At 37.3% G+C, this 21503-nt stretch carries 15 protein-coding genes; 9 read left to right on the top strand and 6 right to left on the bottom strand.

Annotated features, from left to right (window positions below; translation table 11 throughout):
* Positions 1–62: 62 nt before the first annotated feature.
* Positions 63–1580 (top strand): aldehyde dehydrogenase family protein, encoded by a 1518-nt coding sequence (locus tag EGI24_RS09505; protein ID WP_255048146.1) that lies wholly within the window; start codon positions 63–65, stop codon positions 1578–1580.
* Positions 1581–1718: 138 nt separating this feature from the next.
* Here the strand turns inward: EGI24_RS09505 and EGI24_RS09500 are convergent, their stop codons facing one another.
* Both EGI24_RS09500 and EGI24_RS09495 read right to left on the bottom strand, forming a co-directional pair.
* Positions 1719–2843 (bottom strand): FAD-binding oxidoreductase, encoded by a 1125-nt coding sequence (locus EGI24_RS09500; RefSeq protein WP_255048145.1) that lies wholly within the window; start codon positions 2841–2843, stop codon positions 1719–1721.
* Between the two features lie 3 nt (positions 2844–2846).
* Positions 2847–4532, bottom strand: coding sequence for a GMC oxidoreductase (locus EGI24_RS09495; protein ID WP_255048144.1), 1686 nt, complete (start codon positions 4530–4532; stop codon positions 2847–2849).
* Between the two features lie 149 nt (positions 4533–4681).
* Here EGI24_RS09495 and EGI24_RS09490 point away from each other — a divergent pair, with 149 nt between their 5' ends.
* From EGI24_RS09490 to EGI24_RS09465, 6 genes are all read left to right on the top strand, one after another.
* Positions 4682–7939: a TonB-dependent receptor gene (locus EGI24_RS09490; RefSeq protein ID WP_255048143.1), complete on the top strand. Its 3258-nt coding sequence runs from the start codon at positions 4682–4684 to the stop codon at positions 7937–7939.
* 26 nt (positions 7940–7965) lie between these two features.
* Positions 7966–9732, top strand: a complete 1767-nt coding sequence (locus EGI24_RS09485; protein ID WP_255048142.1) for a RagB/SusD family nutrient uptake outer membrane protein — start codon at positions 7966–7968, stop codon at positions 9730–9732.
* 175 nt (positions 9733–9907) lie between these two features.
* Positions 9908–10813, top strand: coding sequence for an SPFH domain-containing protein (locus EGI24_RS09480; RefSeq protein WP_255048141.1), 906 nt, complete (start codon positions 9908–9910; stop codon positions 10811–10813).
* A gap of 267 nt (positions 10814–11080) precedes the next feature.
* Positions 11081–11821, top strand: a complete 741-nt coding sequence (locus EGI24_RS09475; protein WP_255048140.1) for a glycosyltransferase family 2 protein — start codon at positions 11081–11083, stop codon at positions 11819–11821.
* A gap of 33 nt (positions 11822–11854) precedes the next feature.
* Positions 11855–13240: a glycosyltransferase family 39 protein gene (locus EGI24_RS09470; protein ID WP_255048139.1), complete on the top strand. Its 1386-nt coding sequence runs from the start codon at positions 11855–11857 to the stop codon at positions 13238–13240.
* Positions 13241–13731: 491 nt separating this feature from the next.
* Complete coding sequence (locus tag EGI24_RS09465) at positions 13732–14481, top strand: hypothetical protein (protein ID WP_255048138.1); 750 nt, start codon at positions 13732–13734, stop codon at positions 14479–14481.
* 76 nt (positions 14482–14557) lie between these two features.
* Here the strand turns inward: EGI24_RS09465 and gpmI are convergent, their stop codons facing one another.
* Positions 14558–16093, bottom strand: coding sequence for a 2,3-bisphosphoglycerate-independent phosphoglycerate mutase (gene gpmI / locus EGI24_RS09460; protein ID WP_255048137.1), 1536 nt, complete (start codon positions 16091–16093; stop codon positions 14558–14560).
* Between the two features lie 212 nt (positions 16094–16305).
* Here gpmI and EGI24_RS09455 point away from each other — a divergent pair, with 212 nt between their 5' ends.
* Together EGI24_RS09455 and EGI24_RS09450 are read left to right on the top strand one after the other, a co-directional pair.
* Positions 16306–17721 (top strand): sulfatase, encoded by a 1416-nt coding sequence (locus EGI24_RS09455; RefSeq protein ID WP_255048136.1) that lies wholly within the window; start codon positions 16306–16308, stop codon positions 17719–17721.
* A gap of 4 nt (positions 17722–17725) precedes the next feature.
* A complete protein-coding gene (locus EGI24_RS09450) occupies positions 17726–18766 on the top strand; it encodes a N(4)-(beta-N-acetylglucosaminyl)-L-asparaginase (protein ID WP_255048135.1) in 1041 nt (346 codons plus the stop codon).
* 56 nt (positions 18767–18822) lie between these two features.
* On the opposite strand, the gene EGI24_RS09445 is transcribed toward EGI24_RS09450, so the two are convergent.
* The 3 genes from EGI24_RS09445 to EGI24_RS09435 all read right to left on the bottom strand — a co-directional run bounded on the left by EGI24_RS09445 (position 18823) and on the right by EGI24_RS09435 (position 21420).
* Positions 18823–19215, bottom strand: coding sequence for a hypothetical protein (locus EGI24_RS09445; protein WP_255048134.1), 393 nt, complete (start codon positions 19213–19215; stop codon positions 18823–18825).
* Between the two features lie 162 nt (positions 19216–19377).
* Positions 19378–19914, bottom strand: coding sequence for a hypothetical protein (locus EGI24_RS09440; RefSeq protein WP_255048133.1), 537 nt, complete (start codon positions 19912–19914; stop codon positions 19378–19380).
* A gap of 270 nt (positions 19915–20184) precedes the next feature.
* Positions 20185–21420 (bottom strand): pitrilysin family protein, encoded by a 1236-nt coding sequence (locus EGI24_RS09435; RefSeq protein WP_255048132.1) that lies wholly within the window; start codon positions 21418–21420, stop codon positions 20185–20187.
* Positions 21421–21503: the final 83 nt, after the last annotated feature.

The following is a 21503-nucleotide window of genomic DNA, read 5'->3' as shown; positions in this document are numbered from 1 at the left end:
TAATTATAAAGAGCAAAATAAAAGAATAATTAATAAATTTGTGAATTAACATCAGTCAACAAATGAAAGAAGTATTGCTCCGCTTAGGCATTGATAAATTAAACAAAGGTATTTCCACAGGCTTAGATTTTTGGGAAGGGAAAGGTGAGCAGATTGATTCGATTTCTCCTACCAATGATTCCTTGATAGCCAGTACAAATCTGGGAAGTGCGGAAGATTTTGAAATCGTTTTGAGCAAAGCAGAGGAGGCTTTTTTGGTTTGGAAAACTATTCCAGCTCCCAAAAGAGGAGAAATCGTAAGGCAAATGGGTGATGCTTTTCGCAAACACAAAGATGATTTGGGGCGTTTGGTGAGTTATGAAATGGGCAAAAGTCTTCAGGAAGGCTTGGGCGAAGTACAAGAGATTATAGATATTTGTGATTTTGCAGTAGGTTTATCTCGTCAATTGTATGGACTCACCATGCACTCGGAGCGACCGCAACACCGCATGTATGAGCAATGGCATCCGATAGGCATTGTGGGCATTATTTCAGCATTCAACTTCCCTGTGGCGGTTTGGTCGTGGAATGCATTGTTGGCTTGGGTATGTGGCGACGTTTGTGTTTGGAAACCATCTGAAAAGGCACCACTTTCGGGAATTGCTTGTCAAAATATTATTGCTGATGTTCTGAAAAATAATCAAGTACCTGAGGGAGTTTCCTGCTTGATAGTGGGTGATAGGGGCATTGGTGAACTGATGTCGAAAGACCCCAGAGTTGCTTTGGTTTCGGCGACAGGTAGTACAAGAATGGGCAAAGCTGTTGCACAAAATGTAGCGGCCAGATTAGGCAAAAGTTTGTTGGAATTGGGTGGAAACAATGCCATTATCGTTACCGAAAATGCCGATTTGAAACTGGCCATACCAGCCATTGTTTTTGGTGCAGTGGGTACTGCTGGACAAAGATGTACTTCTACGAGGCGACTAATTGTACATAACTCTTTGAAAGACAGGTTGGTAGAAAGTTTGGTTTCGGCTTATGGCCAAATGAAAATTGGTGATCCACTGAACAAAGAGAACCACATTGGGCCATTGATAGATGAAGCGGCTGTAGAGATGTACCTCAATGCCATCACCAGTGCCTTAAACAATGGTGGCGAACTAAAATATGGTGGAAATCTTTTAAGCAATTTAGGCAAATGTTATGTGGAACCCACGATAATTGAAGTAAAAGAACAAATGGAAGTGGTTTGTAATGAGACCTTTGCACCAATTTTGTATGTTATAGGTTATGAAACACTAGAAGAAGCCATCACTCTCCAAAATGCTGTACCTCAAGGACTTTCATCTGCTATTTTTACCAACAATATGCAAGAATCAGAGTGGTTTTTGTCGAATGCAGGCTCAGACTGCGGAATTGCCAACGTAAATATCGGGACCTCTGGAGCTGAAATTGGCGGAGCTTTTGGTGGTGAAAAAGAAACCGGCGGTGGCCGAGAAAGTGGCTCAGATGCATGGAAAGCCTACATGCGTCGCCAAACCAATACCATCAATTATGGGAAAACCTTGCCTTTGGCTCAGGGGATTAAGTTTGATTTTTGAATTAAAATAATGGTGTGTTACGAGATTTAGCAAGTTATACTTTTTTGACGCTGCACCAATGGTGGAACCATGTTAGAGCTTGAGAATAGGGGATTAAAATTGATTTTTAAAAAATCAGCGATGATTCTTTTAAAGCGTTTAAGAATTGCCAATCATTTCGGCCAATTCTTTAGCCAAATAAGGAGCCAAGGCCACCCCCATACCATTCATACAAACGCAAGCCGAAAGATTGGGTTTTAGGATTTCTGAAAATGGGGTTTTGGCTTCGTTAAAAGCCATGATGCCACTCCAGGCGTAATCAATCTCGAAATTTTTGTGGGGAAGTATGAAATTGCTTAGATATTTTTCTAATTGTTTTAATATGATATCAGTTGTGCCGAATTGCTCCGTAGTTTCAGTTTCAAAATCCAAGTTTCTTCCGCCCCCGAGTAAGACTCTATTTCCTATGTTTTTGAAATAATAATAGCCTTTGTCAAAGTGGAAAGTTTTGTCGAAGGTCAGGTTTAGGATAGGTTTTGTAATGATTACTTGTCCTCTACCAGGTTTTATTTTTTGTTCGGGAAGGAATAGGTTGGAGAAGGCATTGGTGCAAATACTTACATGTGAAGCATTGAATTCGCCTAGATTTTTGGTGTAAACTTTAGCTGTTTTAGCATCAGCTTCAATGGATTCTACCGCTGTTCCAAAGAAGAATTTTACATCTTGACTCACCAAGTTTTTGTATAATTCATAAAATAGTTTTCCAGAATGAATTGATGCTTCAGCCATATTGCTAATGGCAAATTTAAAACCTTCAAATTGGCTCTCCGATATGATATTTTGGTCCACAAAAAAATGATTGGGATGGCCTACTATACCACTTAATTCTTTATTGAGTTCGTTTAGGTTTTGGGTAGTTTTTTCAAAAAAATCGTCATCCGAAAATAGCTCAGAGGCTCCACAAGGCTTATAATCTATTGATTTTCCAAAGTTTTGCTTAATAATTTGGATGCCCTCATATCGTTTGGAAGTCATCTCTAAAGTTTTTTCCCATCCTATTTCTTGGACATTTTGAAGCAACTCAGAAGGACTACCAAAGCAAGCAAAGCCAGCATTTTTGGTACTTGCACCAGAAGGCAAAGTTCCTCTTTCCAGTATGGCTATGGATAAAAGGGGACTCTTTTTCTTCAGAAATGACGCCAGCCAAAGTCCTGTAAATCCCGAACCAATAATCAGGATATCATAATTTTGCTTAAAAATGTCTTTCTCCCAAAAACTCAGCATGATTTATAAGTTTTGTTTTTTCATTTCAGCAACCGCAAAATCGGCCGCTCTTGCAGCCAAAGCCATGTAAGTCAAGGAAGGATTTACGGCCGATGAAGACGTCATACAAGCACCGTCGGTCACAAAAACATTGGGAACGCCCCACACTTGGTTATTTTTGTTGAGAATAGAATCCTTGGCCGAATGCCCCATTCTGGCAGTTCCCATTTCGTGTATGCATCTGCCAAATCCTCTGATTTCGTCGTAGGGTTTTATGTTTTTGTATCCAGCTGCTTCAAACATTTCTGCGGCATCGTTTTTCATGTCTACTCGCATTTTGGTTTCGTTTTCTTTGTAATCGGCTGACATTACCAGCAACGGTATTCCCCATTCGTCTTTTTCGTCTTGGCTAAGATACACTTTGTTGTCTTCATAAGGCAAGGTTTCGGCAAAAGCAGAAAGCCCAATTTGCCAAGGTCCAAAACGTGTGAATTTTTTCTTAAACTCCACGCCAAACTCATCTAGACAATGTTCGTGAATACGTTTTGACTCGCCTTCGTAACCAAAACCACGCAGATAGTCTCGTTTTTCTCCGCCAATATTTCTGTATCTCGGTATATAAAAACCGTTGGGTCTTCTGCCATATTCTATGGTATCCTCAAATCCCTCCACTTCGGCTGTGGCACCTGCCCCAAAATGGTGGTCCATCAAATAATGCCCCAATACGCCACTGTCATTTCCCATGCCGTTCGGAAATCTTTTGGATTTGGAGTTCAAAAGAATTTGCGTAGAGGCCAAAGTCGAGGCATTCAAGAAAATGGTTTTGGCCTGAAGCTCTGTTTCTTTTTTGGTAATGCTATCTATTATTAAAACCCCTGTTGCTTTTTGTTTGGTGTCGTCGTAAATAATTTCTTTGACAATGGCGTTGGTGAGAATCGTTAAATTTCCTGTCTTTTTTGCTACAGGCAAAGTTGCCGCTTGGGTGCTGAAATAAGCCCCAAATGGACAACCACGGCCACACATGTTTCGGTATTGACAACTTCCCCGGCCTATGGCTAGTTGTTCTTCGGTGGGTTGTGTCAAATGTGCTTGTCGGGCGTGAATGACTTTGGCCCCAAACTTTTTACTTTTTTGCTGAAAGTCTTTTTCGACACATGACAAAGGCATAGGAGGCTGAAAAACGCCATCAGGTAAATGCGGTATTTTGTCAACATTTCCTGAAATTCCCACAAATTTCTCTACGTATTCGTACCATGGAGCCAAATCTTTGTATCTCAAAGGCCAATCTATCGCGAGGCCCTCTTTGGCATTTGCTTCAAAGTCTAGGTCAGACATCCTCAGAGCTATTCTTCCCCAGGTTATCGATTTTCCGCCTAATTGATATCCCCTAATCCAGTCAAATCTTTTGTCTTCCAAATAGGGGTGGAGTGCGTCTTTTGTATAAAAATGAGCAGAATATTCATTTATTTTATTATAAATCCTAGCGGTTTTAGGATAATCCTTCAAAAGTTCCAAAGGAGCTTTACCCCTGTGAGGCATTTCCCACGGAGGGGTTAGTGCGGTTGTATAGTCTACTATATGCTCCACACTTCGTCCTCTTTCAATCATTAACACCTGGAGGCCTTTCTTGGAGAGTTCCATAGCTGCATAGCCACCAGAAATTCCAGAGCCAATTACTATAGCGTCATAACTTATCTTTTCTTTAGCCATTGTGTTAAGAAAACTTTATCATTTTGAAAATGGTATTATTTTTTAAAAAAATTTAATTTTATAAATAATAATATTTGAATTATTAATTATATTTGAGAAACAGTTCTAATTCTTAAAACTATTTAAAATTAACAAAAACTCCTACTCGTATGCAAAAAAAACTCCTTTTTCGAAATTTGGGTCGGGCATTGATGGTCGTGGGTCTTCTCATGACGGTGAGCTTTGCTTTTGCCCAAAGAAAAGTAGCTGGTAAGGTATCAGAAACCGGTAGTACTTCAGGGATTCCTGGTGTAACAGTCTTGGTTAAAGGTACTTCTACTGGTACAACTACTGATGCCAATGGAAGCTATACCATTGACGTACCAAGCAATACCAGTGTGCTAACCTTTTCTTCTATTGGTTATAACCCAAGCGAAGAAGTTGTCGGTGCTCGGTCAGAAATTAACGTAGTTCTATCGCTTGACACAAAATCTCTGAGCGAAGTGGTGGTTACAGGTTACGCATCGCAACGTAAGAAAGACATTACAGGTGCGGTAACGGTAGTAAACGCCAAAGAATTGACCGCAACGCCAGCGGCCAGTGTCACTCAGATGCTCCAAGGTAGAGCTGCTGGTGTGGTAGTGGGCAACGACAACTCTCCTGGTGGTGGTACGATGGTTCGTATCAGGGGATTTGGCTCAGTAAACAACAACAGTCCACTGTATGTAATTGACGGTGTGCCTACTCAAGGAACACTAAATCAGCTCAATCCAAATGATATTGAGTCTATGCAGGTATTGAAAGATGCTTCTGCTGCCTCTATTTATGGTGCAAGAGCTGCCAATGGTGTAGTAATCATTACCACCAAAAAGGGTAAAGCTGGTGAGCCGAATATTTCATTTGATTATTACACAGGTACACAAAGACCAGGTAGAATGTTGGATTTATTGAACACTTCGGAACTTGGTCAGTATCTATATGAAGCAGATTTAGGTGCAGGAAAAAATCCTTCGGTGACTTCTCCATCTGTACAGTATAAATTTGGTCCAAACGGTGAGCAAACGATTGCGGATTATATCTATCCGAACGTTTATGGTTCTTTGCCAGCCAATTACACCTATACCAACGATATTGCAGACCCAAATTTGGGTAAAACGGCTTATAATATTACCAAAGCCAACAAAGAAGGTACAGATTGGCAAGATGCTATTTTTGATCCAGCTCCCATTTCTAATTATCAAATTGGTGCTACTGGCGGTTCAAATTCTGGTAAATATGCCATTTCGGCTAATTATTTTTCTCAAGATGGTATTTTGAAATACACCAAATACAACAGATATTCGGTTAGAGCAAATACTGAATTTAAGAAAAACTTCTTGACCATTGGTGAGAACTTTACTTTCTCTTATGACGAAAGACAAGGAATCACCAACAACGACGAATCAAACCCGATTATGTTTGCCATTCGTGTGCATCCTATCATTCCTGTATTTGACATCACCGGTGGCCCTGTGGCTTTGGGTGGTACAAATACTTCACCATACAATGGTTTTGCAGGAAGTAAAGGGGTAAACCTTGGAAATGCTCCCAATCCTTTAGCGAGGTTATACCGTGAACAAGATAACCTTACCAAAGGAACTCACATTTTTGGAAATGTTTTTGCAGAATTTGATATCATGAAAGGTCTTAAAGCCAGAACGAGTTATGGATTAGAGTACAATCAATTTAACCGTTCTGAGTATTTTCATAGAGATATTGAAGCTGCAGAAGCAAGAAACGCCAATAGCTTGAACGTACTTAACAATTTTGATAAATCAGCTACCTGGTTTAATACAATCAACTATGCCAAAACAATGGGCTTACATGAGCTGAATGTATTGGTAGGAACAGAGTCAGTAACTACTTACTCAGTTGGATTTTCAGCAAGTAGAAGTAACTTCTCATTTGATGACTTAGACTATCGTTATTTGAACTCAGGTTCGGCTGCTGGTTTGGCCAATGCGGGTGACGGTGCCATTAGAAGTGCATTGTTTTCTCAATTTGGTAAAGTAAATTATGGCTACAAAGATATTTATTTAGCTGACTTCACCTTAAGAAGGGATGGTTCATCTCGTTTCTCAGAAGCTTATAGATATGGTGTTTTTCCAGCTTTTTCAGTGGGTGTACGTATGTCAGAGTTTGAGTTTATGAAAGACTTGAAGTTTGTAAATGACTTAAAATTAAGGTTTGGTTGGGGTAAAACTGGTAATCAGTTAATTCCGAACGTGTACAATGCTTATACTTTGTATGCCGCTGACCCATCAAACAATGCCTATGACATCAACGGAACTGGTTCGTCAATTGTTGGAGGTTTTGACTTGGTACAGTTTGGTAACACAAATGGTAAATGGGAGACTACTACTTCAACAAACATTGGTTTAGATGCAGTTTTGTTAAACAATAAAATGGAGTTGGTATTAGATGTTTACAACAGGGTAACTTCTGACATGTTGACCCAAATTGCCATTCCAAGAACGGCAGGTACAGGTTCAATTCCATATACAAACATTGGTGAAGTACAAAACAAGGGTATTGACTTGGGTATCAACTACAGAGACAAAGTCGGTGATTTTAGATATCAAATAGGTTTCAGCATTGGTCATTATAAAAACAAAGTGATTAAACTGAATGATGACCCTAATGCAACGATATTCGGATTTACGACTCGTTTACCTGCAATTTCTGCAACAAAAGCAGGTTTACCAATTGCGAGTTATTATGGCTATTTTGTAGATGGAGTTATCAAAGACGACGCAGAAGCGGCAGCAGCACCTAAGTTTGGTTCTTATACGAGAGCTGGAACATTTAAATTCAGAGATGTAAATGGAGACGGAGTCATCACAGCCGCAGATAGAACAATTATTGGTAATCCGCATCCTGATTTTACTTACGGTATTAACATTAATTTGGGCTATAAAAACTTTGATTTGACCATGTTTGGTCAGGGTGTTCAAGGAAACGAGATTTTCAACTACGTGAGATATTGGACAGACTTCAACACTTTCCAAGGAAACAGATCAAAAGAAATGTTGTATGATTCTTGGAAAAAACAAGGTGATGTAGCTAAGCTTCCGAGGTTGAACTCTGGCGATGCAACAAGTCAGCAGATTTCTTCTTATTTCTTAGAGGACGGCTCTTATTTGAGATTGAAAAATGTGCAGTTGACTTACACTATTCCAGCTGCTATCATGAATAAAGCAAAAATGGGTTCTGCTCAAATCTATGTTCAAGGACAAAATATGCTGACTTTGACCAAATATACAGGTCTTGATCCAGACATTAACTTGAGAAGATCAGGCAACGACAACCAAGATATTCACATGGGAATTGACGAGGGTGCTTATCCAGTAGCTAAGTCTTATTTGGTGGGTGTTAGACTTGGTTTTTAATTATAATGATAAAAATATTAAATAAAATGAAGAAAATAATCATACTATTAGTCGCTGTTTTTATCAGCTTTTCTTGCTCTGATAGCTTTTTCGACTTAAAGCCTCAGGGTAGAGCATCACTCGCTCAGCTTTCTACAAAAAATGGCGTAAATGCCTTGTTGATAGGTGCCTACTCACTTTTGGATGGTGTAGGAGCAGGTAATACGGGTCGCCAGTCTACCATTTCAAACTACGTATTTGGTGGAATAAGTTCAGATGATGCTGTAAAAGGTACCGATGCGGGTGACCAACCTGAGCAGTCTTTTATTGAGCAATATAACTGGCTTGCAGATAACACTTATTTCCTCGGAAAATGGTGGCATTCATACGATGGTGTAGCTCGTGCAAACGAAGTTATCCAAATCGTTGGAAGTCCTGATGTGAAAGACATGACCGATGCAGAGAAAGCTCAGGTAATTGCCGAAGCACGTTTCTTAAGAGCACATTATCATTTCGAGGCTAAAAAAATGTGGGGTAAAGTGCCTTATATTGATGATAAAATTTACAAAGCATCAGACCCAAATTCTACAAAAATTCCTAATACAGAGGATATTTGGCCTAAAATAGAGGCAGATTTTGAGTTTGCTGCAAATACACTTCCTGCGGTACAGGCTCAAAAAGGAAGAGCTACCAAATGGGCAGCTAAGGCATATTTGGCCAAAGCCAAAATCTTCCAGAAAAAATGGGGTGATGCAAAAGCTCTTTTAGAAGATGTTTACAAAAACTCTGGAAAGAAACTAGTTGCCAACTATCATGACAATTATAGAACCGTTACGAACAATAACTCAGAGTCTATTTTTGAAGTTCAATTTTCTGTAAATGATGGAACTACTGGTAACAACGGAAATGCTGGAGATAACCTTAACTGGCCTTATTCTTCAACAGCTCCAGGTCGTGGATGTTGTGGTTTTTATCAGGCTTCTCATAACCTGGTGAATGCTTTCAAGACATCTTCAGATGGACTTCCTCTAATTGGAAACGCTGCTGATGGTACAGAAGATACTTACAACAAAGTAGATTTACCAAACGATCAAGGTATAAGTGCTGGTACAGCCTTTACTTTAGACAAAAGTATCCCTGTTGACCCTAGATTAGACTGGACAGTGGGTAGAAGAGGAGTGAATTTCCTTGACTGGGGTCCTATGCCAGGATCAACTTGGATTAGAGACCAAGTATATGCTGGTCCTTTTACTGGCAAAAAATGGATGTACTATTTGGCTGAAGAAAACAGTACTACACACTCTACAAGTAAGAGAAATGTAAATAATAACTATAGACTGTTGAAAATGTCACATGTAATACTTTGGTTGGCTGAATGTGAAATAGAATTAGGGAATTTGGCTGCTGCGGAAGGTTATGTAAATATGATCAGGGAAAGAGCACAAAAAGGCTCTGTGCAAGATCCAACAGTTAACTATGTAGTTAAACCTTATCCTGCAGGAACTTTCGCTACAAAGGGAGCTGATTTTGCAAGAAATGCAACACGTATGGAACAAAGATTGGAGTTTGCGATGGAAGGTCACAGATTCTTCGACTTGGTGCGTTGGGGTATTGCAGAGAAGGTGTTGAACAAATACGCCGCTGAAGAGGCAGCTCCTGGTAAAGAGCCTTCTGGCAGAGTATTCAACAAAAGAGGATATATGGCAGGTAAAACTTTTACAAGTAAAAACAATTACTTTCCACTCCCTCAAGACGAAATATTGAACAGCCAAAAAGATGGAAAACCAACTTTGGTTCAAAATACTGGTTACTAATATTTTATAGCATACATAAAAAGCCTGAACAATTTGTTCAGGCTTTTTAGTTTAAGAGATTATTAGGATCCAAATAAATTTTTAGCATTATTTCTAAGCAAAAAATCCATTCATAAATATTTGATACAAAATGTAGAAAGTAGGCATACATTTGCCCAAATAAACTTATAAACAGATGATAATTATTATTGTTGGACTTGTACTGTTGTTGGTGGCCTATAACCTTAAAAAAGTAAACAGCCCACTTTCGGCCAATTCTGGAATGATTCGAGTAATCGGAATCGTTGTGGTGATTTTTGGAATTCTTTCTAAGTGTGTGGTTCAGGTGGATGCAGGTAAAGTAGGTGTCCAATCTATTTTTGGAAATGTAAAAAAAGAAACACTCAACAGTGGTTTGAATATTGTGAATCCATTGGCCGATATAAAAGAATTGGATTTGAAAACCCAAAACTATACCATGTCTGGGGTTCATGATGAAGGGCAAAAGTCTGGAGATGATGCTATAAAGGTTTTGTCTGCGGATGGCCTTGAAGTTACAATTGACCTGACCGTTCTGTTTAGGATAGTTTCAGCAAAAGCACCAGACATTTATAAGCAAATAGGTTTAAACTATGTGGATGTGATTGTTCGACCATTATCTAGGACGAGAATCAGAGATATCTCAGCCAATTATGACGCCATCGCTTTATATTCTACAAAAAGAGACGAATTTCAGACCCGTATTTTTAATTCAATAGAAAAGGATTTTAAGGACAGAGGTTTGGTTTTGGAACAACTTTTGGTGAGAAATATAGCTTTGCCAGAATCGGTTAAGAAAACCATTGAGTCTAAAATTAACGCAGAGCAAGATGCTCAAAAAATGCAGTTTGTGCTTCAAAAAGAAAAGCAAGAAGCCGAAAGAAAAAGAGTTGAAGCACAAGGTATTGCAGATTATCAGAGAATCATTACCTCAACATTGACTGATAAGCAGCTTCAATATGAGCAAATCAAAGCTCAAAAAGATCTTGCAGCATCGCCGAATACTAAAATAGTCATCATGGGAAATAGCAAAGGCTCTCAGGTATTGTTAAACGCAAATTAAAACCATTATTTTTCGTAATCGTTCTGAAAATCTCCAAGAAAGTACTCCTTGGAGATTTTTTTTTGAAAGGTCACTCAGAAACGAGAATTAAGCTTTTAAAGAAGCTTTAAGTATTTTAAATGATTTGAATAAACGAAAAGGTGCTGCAAGTTTTAAAAATAAAAATATTTTTTGTTATTGAATGCGAAATATTTTTTAACTTCCGACTGGTTCGTTAGTTTAGAAGAGTGATTAAGCGGAATCAAAAACTAATTATAATATTTCTTCATGTATAAAAATAAAAAAGTAGTAGTCGTATTTCCTGCTTATAACGCAGCATCCACATTAGAAAAGACTTACAGAGAAATACCTTTTGATATAGTTGATGAGGTGGTTTTGGTTGATGATTGCTCCACTGATGATACCGTGAATTTGGCGAAGGAAATTGGAATCAAGCACATTATTAAACACATTAGTAACAAAGGATATGGTGGAAATCAAAAGAGTTGCTATAAAAAGGCATTAGAATTAGGAGGTGACGTTGTGATCATGGTACACCCAGATTATCAGTATACGCCACTTTTAATAAAATCTATGGTCAGTATAATTGTAGAAGGTCTATATCCTGTTGTGCTAGCCTCTAGAATATTAGGAAAGGGTGCGTTAAAAGGTGGAATGCCTTTATATAAATATGTTGCCAATAGATTTTTAACTTTTGCTCAAAACTTAATGATCAATCAAAAACTTTCTGAGTATCATTCAGGATATAGAGCTTTTTCTGCTGAAGTTATTAAAAGCTTAAATCTTGAGGCCAACTCCGATGATTTTATATTTGATAATCAGATGATATGTCAAATTTTTAGAAAAGGATATGAAATCGGAGAGGTAACCTGTCCCACAAAATATTTTGAGGAGGCTTCGTCAATTAACTTTAAAAGGAGCTCTATTTATGGTTTAGGCTGTTTACTAACTTCCGTTCAATATTGGCTTGACATAAAAGGATTGGTCAAGTTTGAAATATTCAAGTAAGCGTTTCAATTTATCCACTTTTTTTTAAAAACTATGCAAACCCTGTCTAGAGTTATCTTTTTTTTATCAGCAGGGCTAATGGTGCTATTGGCAGTGGCAAATAATGGATATGCACCTGACGACCATTTTACAGTCATAGAGATTATCGCTCAGTTTAAAAAACAGCCCGTTTCGACACAGTGTTGGCAATGCTACCATCCAAAGTTATACCATTGGATAGTAGCTAAAATTTGGAATCTATTTGGTTTGGAGTCGCACCTTTGGAAGCAAATAACTGCCCAGTTTTTAAATGCTTGTTTTGGTGTGGGAACTTTGGTGCTGGTGAGAAAATTTATATTTGGTTTAAATTTTAGTCTTAACATCAAGTTGATAGTATTTGCTTTAATTGCTCTCAATCCAAGTTTGATTTCAATTTTTTCTTTTGCCACAAATGATGCAATGGTTATTTTCTTGGGAAATTTAGCACTCTATTCTACCTTGAAATTGCATAAAGAGGCTTCAATCAAATATGCAATTATATTGATTCTATCGGTGGTTTTGGGTACAATGACCAAACATAATTCTATAATTTTCTTTTTGGGTTCTGTCATCTCTTTAGTTGCGTTTGCTTTAACTCAGAAGAATTATTATTTATCTCTTTCAAAAGGATATTTGGGGACAGTCCTATTGATTATTATTTTTTCGATTGTTGCAGTTTTAACCTTTAACGGTTACTATAAGGCAATTACTGAAGAAAAAAAGCCTTTTACCTACAATACTCCACTGCATGGACTTCCGCCCATTTATAAAACCAATGGCCCTTACCTACCGGGAATAAATACCATTTACTCAGGATACTTTAAGTTTTATTATTTTGATCTTATACGAAATCCACAGGTAATAGTAGGCCCAAAAGAACCAAATATAAAACATCTTACGTCGCATTTTTCGCAGCTTTATGGAAGAACACACTTTTTATATTTTCAGCACTGGCCACCCCAATGGCAGTCATTTAATCCTTTTATGATTCGTGTTGGGAGCATTACATTGGCTTTAGCCATATTGCCCACCATTATCCTCCTTTTTGGGGTTTTCTTTATGCTTTATAGTGTAATTGTTAGCGTTTTAAATCGCAATTTAATTTTTTTTATAGAAAGTGATTTATGGGTGACTTCCATATTTTTTATAGGTTATTTAAGCTTTTCGATTATTTTTTCATTATTCGGAAGGATCCATGTATTTATGAAAGATATTTATCTATTTCCTGGATTGTTATCTGTAATTATTCCATTTTGTATTGGTCATCGCTATTTTTTTGGCATTTTGAAAAGTGAAATGTTAAAGAAAGTATATTACAGCTTTATTTGTGTTTTTGCCCTGCTTTACCTTTTACCAGTTGTTGATTTAATATTTAGGATGTTCAGTGAAAAGTTTTCTTAGTGTGAACTGCTAATGGTTTATTGGAAATATTAATCTTAAGTTTTTTCATAATTGAAAACTATTTTTTTTTCAATTAGAGCTTGTTTTTTTTAATAGATATTTAATCTAGCCTCAATAGTTTGAAATTAAATTTCAGGTAGGACACCTTGGTATAATTCATAACTTGCTAAAATCACTTAAAGTTTTTTAGTAAAAAGCTTGATATAATTAAACCAGAAGCATATGATTAACGAAAAATAAATTCGATATCTCATAAACTATTTTGTCAATTTTTTATTTTGCTTTTCCTACTCTACACAGTAGAAATTTAAGAATAATATCATTTAAATAATCATTCTGTAAAATTAAAGTTTGCTTATTTGGAAAATAATCAAGCCAACTTTAAAACATAAATGAAATTTTGAAAAACCAATAACGTACTGTATATTAGTATGTTTTATGAATTTTAATCCTAGTTTTTGATCAATATCACCCGGTAAAATTGAATTCAAATGAAGAAATATTTTAACTCCGTTCTTTTGGCTGTTTTCGTAAATATCATTTCTTATGCCCAGAATTCTACAACCTCTTATTTTGTAGACAAACTTTCAGTCTTAGCGTCGGATAGTAGAATTGAAATTAGAGGAAAAGACACGGTGCTTGTATCAGAATACAAAAACCCCAATGTCCGTTTCCAAAGCCAAAATGATTTCAAGAAGTTTTATAAAGGAACCCCCTTTTTTAACAATGGTTGGTTTAAAGGAAGTATAACCACCGAAACTGGTGGAGTTTCAAAGGGCTTTATGGCTTACAATGTTTTAACAAATTCCTTGTTCTTTTCAATAGGAGAAAATAAAGATGCAGTAGAAATAAGACCCAAGGAATTTACTTTGAATGGAAACACATTTAAGAAATTCAGAAATCAATATGTAGCTGCGGGTGAATTGTATTATCAAAAATTAGTAGAAGGTGAAATCGAACTTTTCAGAAATTTTAAATGTAAATATACCCCAGCGGTGGTAGGAGAAAAAACAGGCTACGAACAAACAGGCGATGGATATGAGGGATATTTTGAGAAAGAAACTACGTATTACATCAATTATCACAACAAAATGCAACGAGTAGGTAAGAAATTTAAAATATTTGATGAAAATGAAGGTAAGGCCAAAGAATTTGCAGAAAAAAATAATCTGAATATACAAAATCCTTCTGACTTAATTAAAATTGTCAAGCATCTCAATGGTTTGGATTCTAACTTGTAATTTGGATTCAATAATTTAAACAAAAAAAAACTCCTGATTCCTCAGGAGTTTTTTTGCTCATATTGCTTAAGTTATATTAAATCAAGACATTTCCATCCATTTCTTTTGGAATATCAATGCCCATGATACTCAAAATGGTAGGTGCCACATCTCCAAGTTTTCCACTTTTAGGTTGGCCTTTGTAGGCATCATCTACTACTATAAAAGGTACAAGGTTCAACGAATGGGCTGTATTTACTGATTTATCATCGTTCAGCATATAGTCGGCATTTCCATGGTCCGCTATTACCAGTGTAGTATATCCATTGGCTGCCCCAGCTTCCACTACTTGTTTTAAGCAAGCATCCACAGTTTCAACAGCCTTCACCACAGCCGAAAATACCCCAGTGTGACCCACCATGTCAGGATTAGCAAAATTTAAACAAACAAAATCAACCTCTCCTTTTTGAAGTTCTGGGACCAAATTATTGGCTAAATCTTTTGCTGACATTTCAGGCTTCAAATCATAGGTGGCAACATCTTTGGGCGAAGGAGACAACAACCTAGTTTCACCCGCAAAAGGCTCCTCTCTTCCACCTGAGAAAAAGAAAGTTACATGCGGATATTTTTCAGTTTCTGCAGAGCGTATTTGTTTCTTTCCTGCTTTTTCTAAAACTTCTCCCAGAGTATTGGTCAAATTGTCTTTGTCATAAATCACTTTTACGTTTTTGTAAGTCTCATCATAATTGGTCATGGTGATGTAATACAAATCCAATGCATGCATATTTTGCTCGTGAAAATCCTTCTGCGTCAAAGCTTCTGTAATTTCGCGTCCTCTGTCTGTCCTAAAATTGAAACACATGACCACATCCCCAGTCTCAATGTTTCCAACAGGTTTACCATTTTCAACAACTACAATTGGTTTTAAAAACTCATCCGTTATATCGGCATCATAGGATTTTTGGATGCTCGCTAATATTTCCTCTTTAGAAACCTCTAATTCTCCAATTCCATTCACCATGGCATCGTAAGCTAGTTTTACCCTATCCCATCGTTTGTCGCGGTCCATTGCAAAGTACCTTCCAGTCAAAGAAGCAATTTGGCCGCCTGTTTGGTCCAAGGTATTCTGCAAATCTGCTATAAACGCTTTACCTGACTTTGGGTCGCAGTCGCGGCCATCCATAAATGCATGGACAAAAACATCTTTTACACCTGCTTCAGCTGCTATTTTGCACAATCCTTTCACATGTTCAATGTGCGAATGCACACCACCATCTGAGCATAATCCAATGAAATGTACTTTCTTATTATTTGCTATGGCATAGGCAAGGGCATCCACCATTACTTTTTCTTTGGCAATTTTTCCTTCCTCAACAGCCACGTTAATTTTTTCAAGCTCTTGATACACCACTCTACCTGCTCCTAAATTGGTATGACCGACCTCAGAGTTGCCCATTTGTCCAATAGGTAAGCCCACAGCTCTTCCGCATGCCTCAAGGGTACTGTTGGGATAGGTAGCCATTAAATGCCTGAAAAAGGGCACATTTGCTGCATCTATAGCCGAACGCCACTCTTCTCCTGGTTTTGGCAATCCCCAACCATCTAGTATCGCTAAAATTACTTTCTTGTTCAAAATATTAATGTTTTTGGTTAAAATCACCTGCAAAATTAAGAATTTTTTAGGTGAAAGGAGGTAGTTTTAGCCTTATTATATTTTTTGATTTTGTATTTTAAAAAGATCACAAAGTATTTAGGTTATGGAAAATCATATTTAATAAAATATTTTATTATTTTCGTGAAGAAAAATCAAATGCAGACATTAATTAAATCAACTATTTCTCTTTAATGCTGAAAAAAATAATTGCAGTTTCTTTACCTATTTTTTTCTTTTCCTTTGTTCTAAAAGACAAACCAGTCTCAAGGCCAAACGTAGTATTGGTTTACTTGGATGATATGGGTTTTGGTGACATAAGCAGAAATGGGGCTCAAGGCTATCTGACTCCAAATTTTGATAAAATGGCTCATGATGGTATCTATTTTTCTCAATTTTACTCTCCACAGGCTGTTTGTACCGCTTCTAGAGCTGGATTATTAACAGGTTGTTACCCCAACAGGCTTGGATTCAGTGGAGCCTTTGATCATACCGCAAAAATTGGCTTGAATTCAGAGGAAGAGACGATTGCCGAATTGCTAAAGGCCGAAGGATATTCAACGGCCGCCTTTGGTAAATGGCATTTGGGGCATTTGCCTGAATTTTTGCCCACTAAGCATGGATTTGATGAGTTTTATGGTATTCCATATTCGCATGATATGTGGCCCAATCATCCCGTTACAAAGAATTATTACCCAGAGTTGCCTTTAATTGAGGGTGAAAAGACCATCCAAACAAACCCAGACCAAAGCCAATTCACGACCAGTTTTACTGAAAAAACCATTGATTTTATTAAGAGAAAAAAAGATAAACCCTTCTTTGTTTACTTGGCTCATCCTATGCCGCATGTCCCCTTGGCGGTCTCTGATAAATTTAAGGGTAAATCCAAACAAGGGCTTTATGGCGATGTGATGATGGAATTGGACTGGAGCATCGGGCAGATAAGAGAAACAATAAAAAAACTCAAATTGGAGGAGAATACACTACTCATTGTCACCAGCGATAATGGACCTTGGCTCAACTACGGCAATCACGCAGGTAGTGCTGGTGGTCTAAGAGAAGGAAAGGGGACAAGTTTTGAGGGCGGACAACGTGTACCTTGCCTAATGACATGGAAAGGTAAAATTCCGGCAGGTATGATTGCAAATAATCTCTCGGCTGGATTGGATATTTTACCTACTATTGTAGAAGCTACAGGTGCAAAAATGCCCAAAAGGCGTATTGATGGCGTTAGTCTACTAAGTGTTTTAGCTGGAAATACAACGGTCAATCCACGAACTACGTTTTTATATTATTACAGAAGAAATAATTTAGAGGCCGTAAGAGATGAAAACTGGAAGTTAGTATTTCCACATCCTGGCCGTATTTATGTAGGTTTTTCTGCTGGGAAAGACGGAATGCCGGGTGGTGCAAATGAAAACTTCGCTTTTGAGGGTGGATTGTACGACTTAAGGCGAGACCCAGGCGAAAGATATAATGTTATAGCCGAAAATCCAGAGGTTGTAAAAAGATTGACACATTTAGCTGAGGAAGCTAGGCAAGATATAGGTGATGAATTGACCAAATCAGAAGGAAAGAATAGAAGAACTATCGGAAAAATAAAAGTATAATTTCATGACAAACAGAAGAGGATTTTTAACAAAAGGCTTATTTTCTTTGCCTTTTTTATCATTAACCAATGCTTTTGGGCAAACAAAAGCTATAAAAAAGCCCATCGTAATTTCAACTTGGGACAGTGGAATTCCGGTCAACGAAGCAGCGATGGAAATCCTAAAAAATCCAACAGGCAGAGCCTTGGATGCCGTTGAGAAAGGTGCAAACAATATTGAAGATGCCATAAACTGTTGTGTAGGTTTGGGTGGTAATCCTGACCGAGAAGGGAAAGTGACACTTGATGCGTGCATAATGGACGAAAAAATGAATTGTGGAGGTGTGGCATTTATGGAAAACATAAAGCATCCAATTTCTGTGGCTAGAAAAGTGATGGAAGATACGCCTCATGTACTTTTGGTTGGTGAGGGTGCTCGGCAGTTTGCTATAGAAAAAGGCTTTAAAGTGGAAGAAGACAAACTCTCAAAAGATGCTGAGAATGCCTACAAAAATTGGCTTCAAAAATCTGAATATAAACCTGTTAAGAATATAGAATTGGAGCAAAACAAAGCCATGCAAAAAGGCAAAGGTCCATTTGCTCCACAAATGTTGGAAAACGGGGAATTTAACCACGACACCATGGCTTTGTTGGCCTTAGACCATTCAGGAAACCTATCAGGAGCGTGTACAACCTCGGGTATGGGTTTTAAAATGCGGGGTAGAGTTGGAGATTCGCCCATAATCGGAGCGGGTCTGTATGTCGACAACGAAGTAGGTGCGTGCACAGGTTCTGGCCAAGGTGAGGAAGTAATTAGAATAGCTGGTGCGGCCATGGTGGTAGAATTTATGAGGCAAGGCAAGTCGCCCGAAGCAGCTTGTAAAATGGCAGTTGAAAGATTGGTGAAAATTAACCCTAAAAAAGCCAGAGATTTCCAAGTAGGTTTAATAGCCTTAAACAAAAATGGAGAGTATGGTGCTTATGCTGTGAATCCAGGTTTTGTATTTTCTGTAACTACCGCTCCGGGCAATGGTAGAGTGATAAAAGCAAAGAGCCATTTCTCTTAAAAAAAAATCCTCATTTTCAGGTTGCTGAAAATGAGGAATTTAAGTCTATATTTTTTTTATACAGTGATATCTTTTTCTTTAGGAATTAATGTCAATCCCCAAATGGCTAAAATTAACGACATAACTACTGTTCCCCAGGCAATTGCAGTTTCTACGCCTCCCAAAATGGCCATGGAATGAATAATTATCAAGAAAATGTTGGAGAAAGTGGCTAAAACTACCATCGCGTGCCTAGCAATAGATGGCCCCGATTTTCTAGAAAGCCAAAATGCAATAGCCATAGCCAAAAGAAGTGAACCATAACCTTTAGCGACAATCTTTGAGGCCTCGTTTATCAAATCTGGATTCGTTAGGTATTCTTGTCCAATGAAATCTGGGAAAAAAAAGAGAATAATGCCGAATAACACACAATTAATAGCCTCCAGCGTAAAGAAATTTTTTGTATTCATAAATTTTAGGGTTTGTTTTATGAACCTAAGTTAGTCATTTTTAGCAATAAACGCTTTAGACTTTTTATTAAGTGGCAATTTTTATGTGCCAAAACCATTGATTTCAAAGAAATATCTATGCTTTTGGTATATTAATACTATTTAAAATTAAAAATTCCATCTTTATATGGCATTTAATCTGGTTACAATTGGAGCTGTAAGGATAACTTGAATACCAATAATGATGAAAATTATTCCTGCACTAATTAACTCCATTAATTGATATGGATGTCTCAACCCAATCATGAGCAAGGAGCTTAGAAAAAACACCAAACCCATTGAAAGTCGGATGATTAATTGAGAAACCTTGATTTTAGCTTGTAAGTTGAATAGCCAGAAGCAAAACAAAATTTCAGAAAAACCATAAAATATAAAAAACAAGGCAGTAATGTCTGAGAATTTTGAGATTGAATTTTTGTAAAAAAAAAGTAGGATTGCATAAAAAAGTAAGCCAATGGCGTGTAGGGTATGATAACGACTCTGTACTTTATTTGCTGTCGTTTTTAAAGCCACCCAACCTGCAACTATCACACTCAATAATATAAAAACGGAAACTAAAGTGGCGTGTACTTCAATATTCGTCCCTGATTTTATTAGCAAAGAAATGCCCGCCAAAATGATCATTAAACCATAAATACTGATGGATTGATATTTAAACATATACTGTGTTTTATTAAAATTAAAATTTAATAGCAACACAAAGTTGTGGCTTTATGAAAAAACAATGTTCTAGAATTAAATCTTTGTTTTATATAATTCTCATTTTAAATAGGGTAAGTATCCAACTTGTAAAACTCAGAGATGAAATTGAGCATGGCATTTAAATATGCTTTTCTCGATTAGTACTTCCTATTTCGGAGGTATAAGAATAAATTCGTTTGGAAAATTGCTTTCTTATTTATGATTCAATAATCTCCAACACTAAAACGCTCATTCTGCTGCGTATATTAATGTACTGCAATTGTCCTCGCTCAATACTTCAATGGCCTGCTTGTGCATCATTTCTGCCGTAACTTCTTCAATTTTTGTTTTGTCTTGATTACACCAATCTACATTACCAGCGTTTGCCGCAAATGCGATGTTCATAGCTCTGTTTAACAATTCCACCTCACCAAAAGCAGTAGTTGCCAAGGCTTGATTTTTGACTTTTTCAAGTTCGATTTCTGTAATGTTAGCCTTTTTAATGTTTTCTAATTCCTCAGTGAGGGCGTCTTCCGCAGTTTTTATATCCACTCCTTGATTTAGGTTGCCACTAACTACAAAAAGGCCTGGGTCGAGGGAACCTGTACAATAAGCCGAAATATTGTTGAATAATTTAGCCTCTTTTACTAATTTTTGATGTAGACGTGCCGATTTTCCTCTTCCCAAAACATCCCCAAGCAAATCGATGGCATAAAAATCTTCATGGTATCTTCCAGATGTATGAAAAGTCTTATAAATCGCATTTAAAGGGACTTTTGCAGAAGTTTCTAGACGTCTAGCTTGTGTTTGTTTGGGTTCCATGGGTAAACTTCTTTTAGCTATTTCCCTGTTAGAAATATCTCCAAACCACTTTTGTGTTAATTTTTCAATTTGAGCGACGGTTACTTTTCCAGCCACCACCAAGGTGGCATTGTTGGGTAAATAATGTGAATAGAAAAAATCCTTGACGTCCTGCATTGTTGCGTTTTCAATATGGCTAATGTCTTTTCCAATCGTTGCCCATTGATAGGGGTGTACTTGGTAAGCCAAAGGTCTGAGCTTTAGCCAAATATCTCCATAGGGTTGATTCAGATAACGTTGTTTAAATTCTTCAATTACTACGCTTCTTTGTACTTCCAATACTTTTGGGTCAAATGAAAGTCCCAACATACGATCCGATTCCAACCAAAAGGCGGTTTCAAGATTATCGACAGGCAAGGTTATATAATAATTGGTGATGTCGGGTGAGGTAAAAGCATTGTTTTCCCCTCCAACTCTTTGAAGTGGTTCGTCATAAGAAGGAATATTTTTTGAGCCACCAAACATCAAATGCTCAAATAAGTGTGCGAAACCAGTTTTGTCTGGATTTTCGTCTCTAGAGCCTACATTATAACAAATATTAAATGCGGCAATTGGGCTAGTTGGATCTTCGTGAACGTAAACTTTTAGGCCGTTATTGAGTTCGAAATGTTGGAATTGAATCATCAAATACATTAATTTGGTGTAAATTTATGCCTAATTTTACGATAAAAAAATAAAAAGAAACGACGGAAGGACATTTGGTCGAA

It is taken from the genome of Lacihabitans sp. CS3-21, from assembly GCF_024343675.1.
GTDB lineage: Bacteria > Bacteroidota > Bacteroidia > Cytophagales > Spirosomataceae > Leadbetterella.
The sequence above is the reverse complement of the archived record's forward strand: the minus strand, read 5'-3'. Positions and strand labels throughout refer to the sequence as shown.

Bases quoted from the DNA above. Each gene is read 5' to 3' on its own strand.
- EGI24_RS09505 (WP_255048146.1), top strand. From the start codon at position 63: ATGAAAGAAGTATTGCTCCGCTTAGGCATTGATAAATTAAACAAAGGT.
- EGI24_RS09500 (WP_255048145.1), bottom strand. From the start codon at position 2,843: ATGCTGAGTTTTTGGGAGAAAGACATTTTTAAGCAAAATTATGATATC.
- EGI24_RS09495 (WP_255048144.1), bottom strand. From the start codon at position 4,532: ATGGCTAAAGAAAAGATAAGTTATGACGCTATAGTAATTGGCTCTGGA.
- EGI24_RS09490 (WP_255048143.1), top strand. From the start codon at position 4,682: ATGCAAAAAAAACTCCTTTTTCGAAATTTGGGTCGGGCATTGATGGTC.
- EGI24_RS09485 (WP_255048142.1), top strand. From the start codon at position 7,966: ATGAAGAAAATAATCATACTATTAGTCGCTGTTTTTATCAGCTTTTCT.
- EGI24_RS09480 (WP_255048141.1), top strand. From the start codon at position 9,908: ATGATAATTATTATTGTTGGACTTGTACTGTTGTTGGTGGCCTATAAC.
- EGI24_RS09475 (WP_255048140.1), top strand. From the start codon at position 11,081: ATGTATAAAAATAAAAAAGTAGTAGTCGTATTTCCTGCTTATAACGCA.
- EGI24_RS09470 (WP_255048139.1), top strand. From the start codon at position 11,855: ATGCAAACCCTGTCTAGAGTTATCTTTTTTTTATCAGCAGGGCTAATG.
- EGI24_RS09465 (WP_255048138.1), top strand. From the start codon at position 13,732: ATGAAGAAATATTTTAACTCCGTTCTTTTGGCTGTTTTCGTAAATATC.
- EGI24_RS09455 (WP_255048136.1), top strand. From the start codon at position 16,306: ATGCTGAAAAAAATAATTGCAGTTTCTTTACCTATTTTTTTCTTTTCC.
- EGI24_RS09450 (WP_255048135.1), top strand. From the start codon at position 17,726: ATGACAAACAGAAGAGGATTTTTAACAAAAGGCTTATTTTCTTTGCCT.
- EGI24_RS09445 (WP_255048134.1), bottom strand. From the start codon at position 19,215: ATGAATACAAAAAATTTCTTTACGCTGGAGGCTATTAATTGTGTGTTA.
- EGI24_RS09440 (WP_255048133.1), bottom strand. From the start codon at position 19,914: ATGTTTAAATATCAATCCATCAGTATTTATGGTTTAATGATCATTTTG.
- EGI24_RS09435 (WP_255048132.1), bottom strand. From the start codon at position 21,420: ATGATTCAATTCCAACATTTCGAACTCAATAACGGCCTAAAAGTTTAC.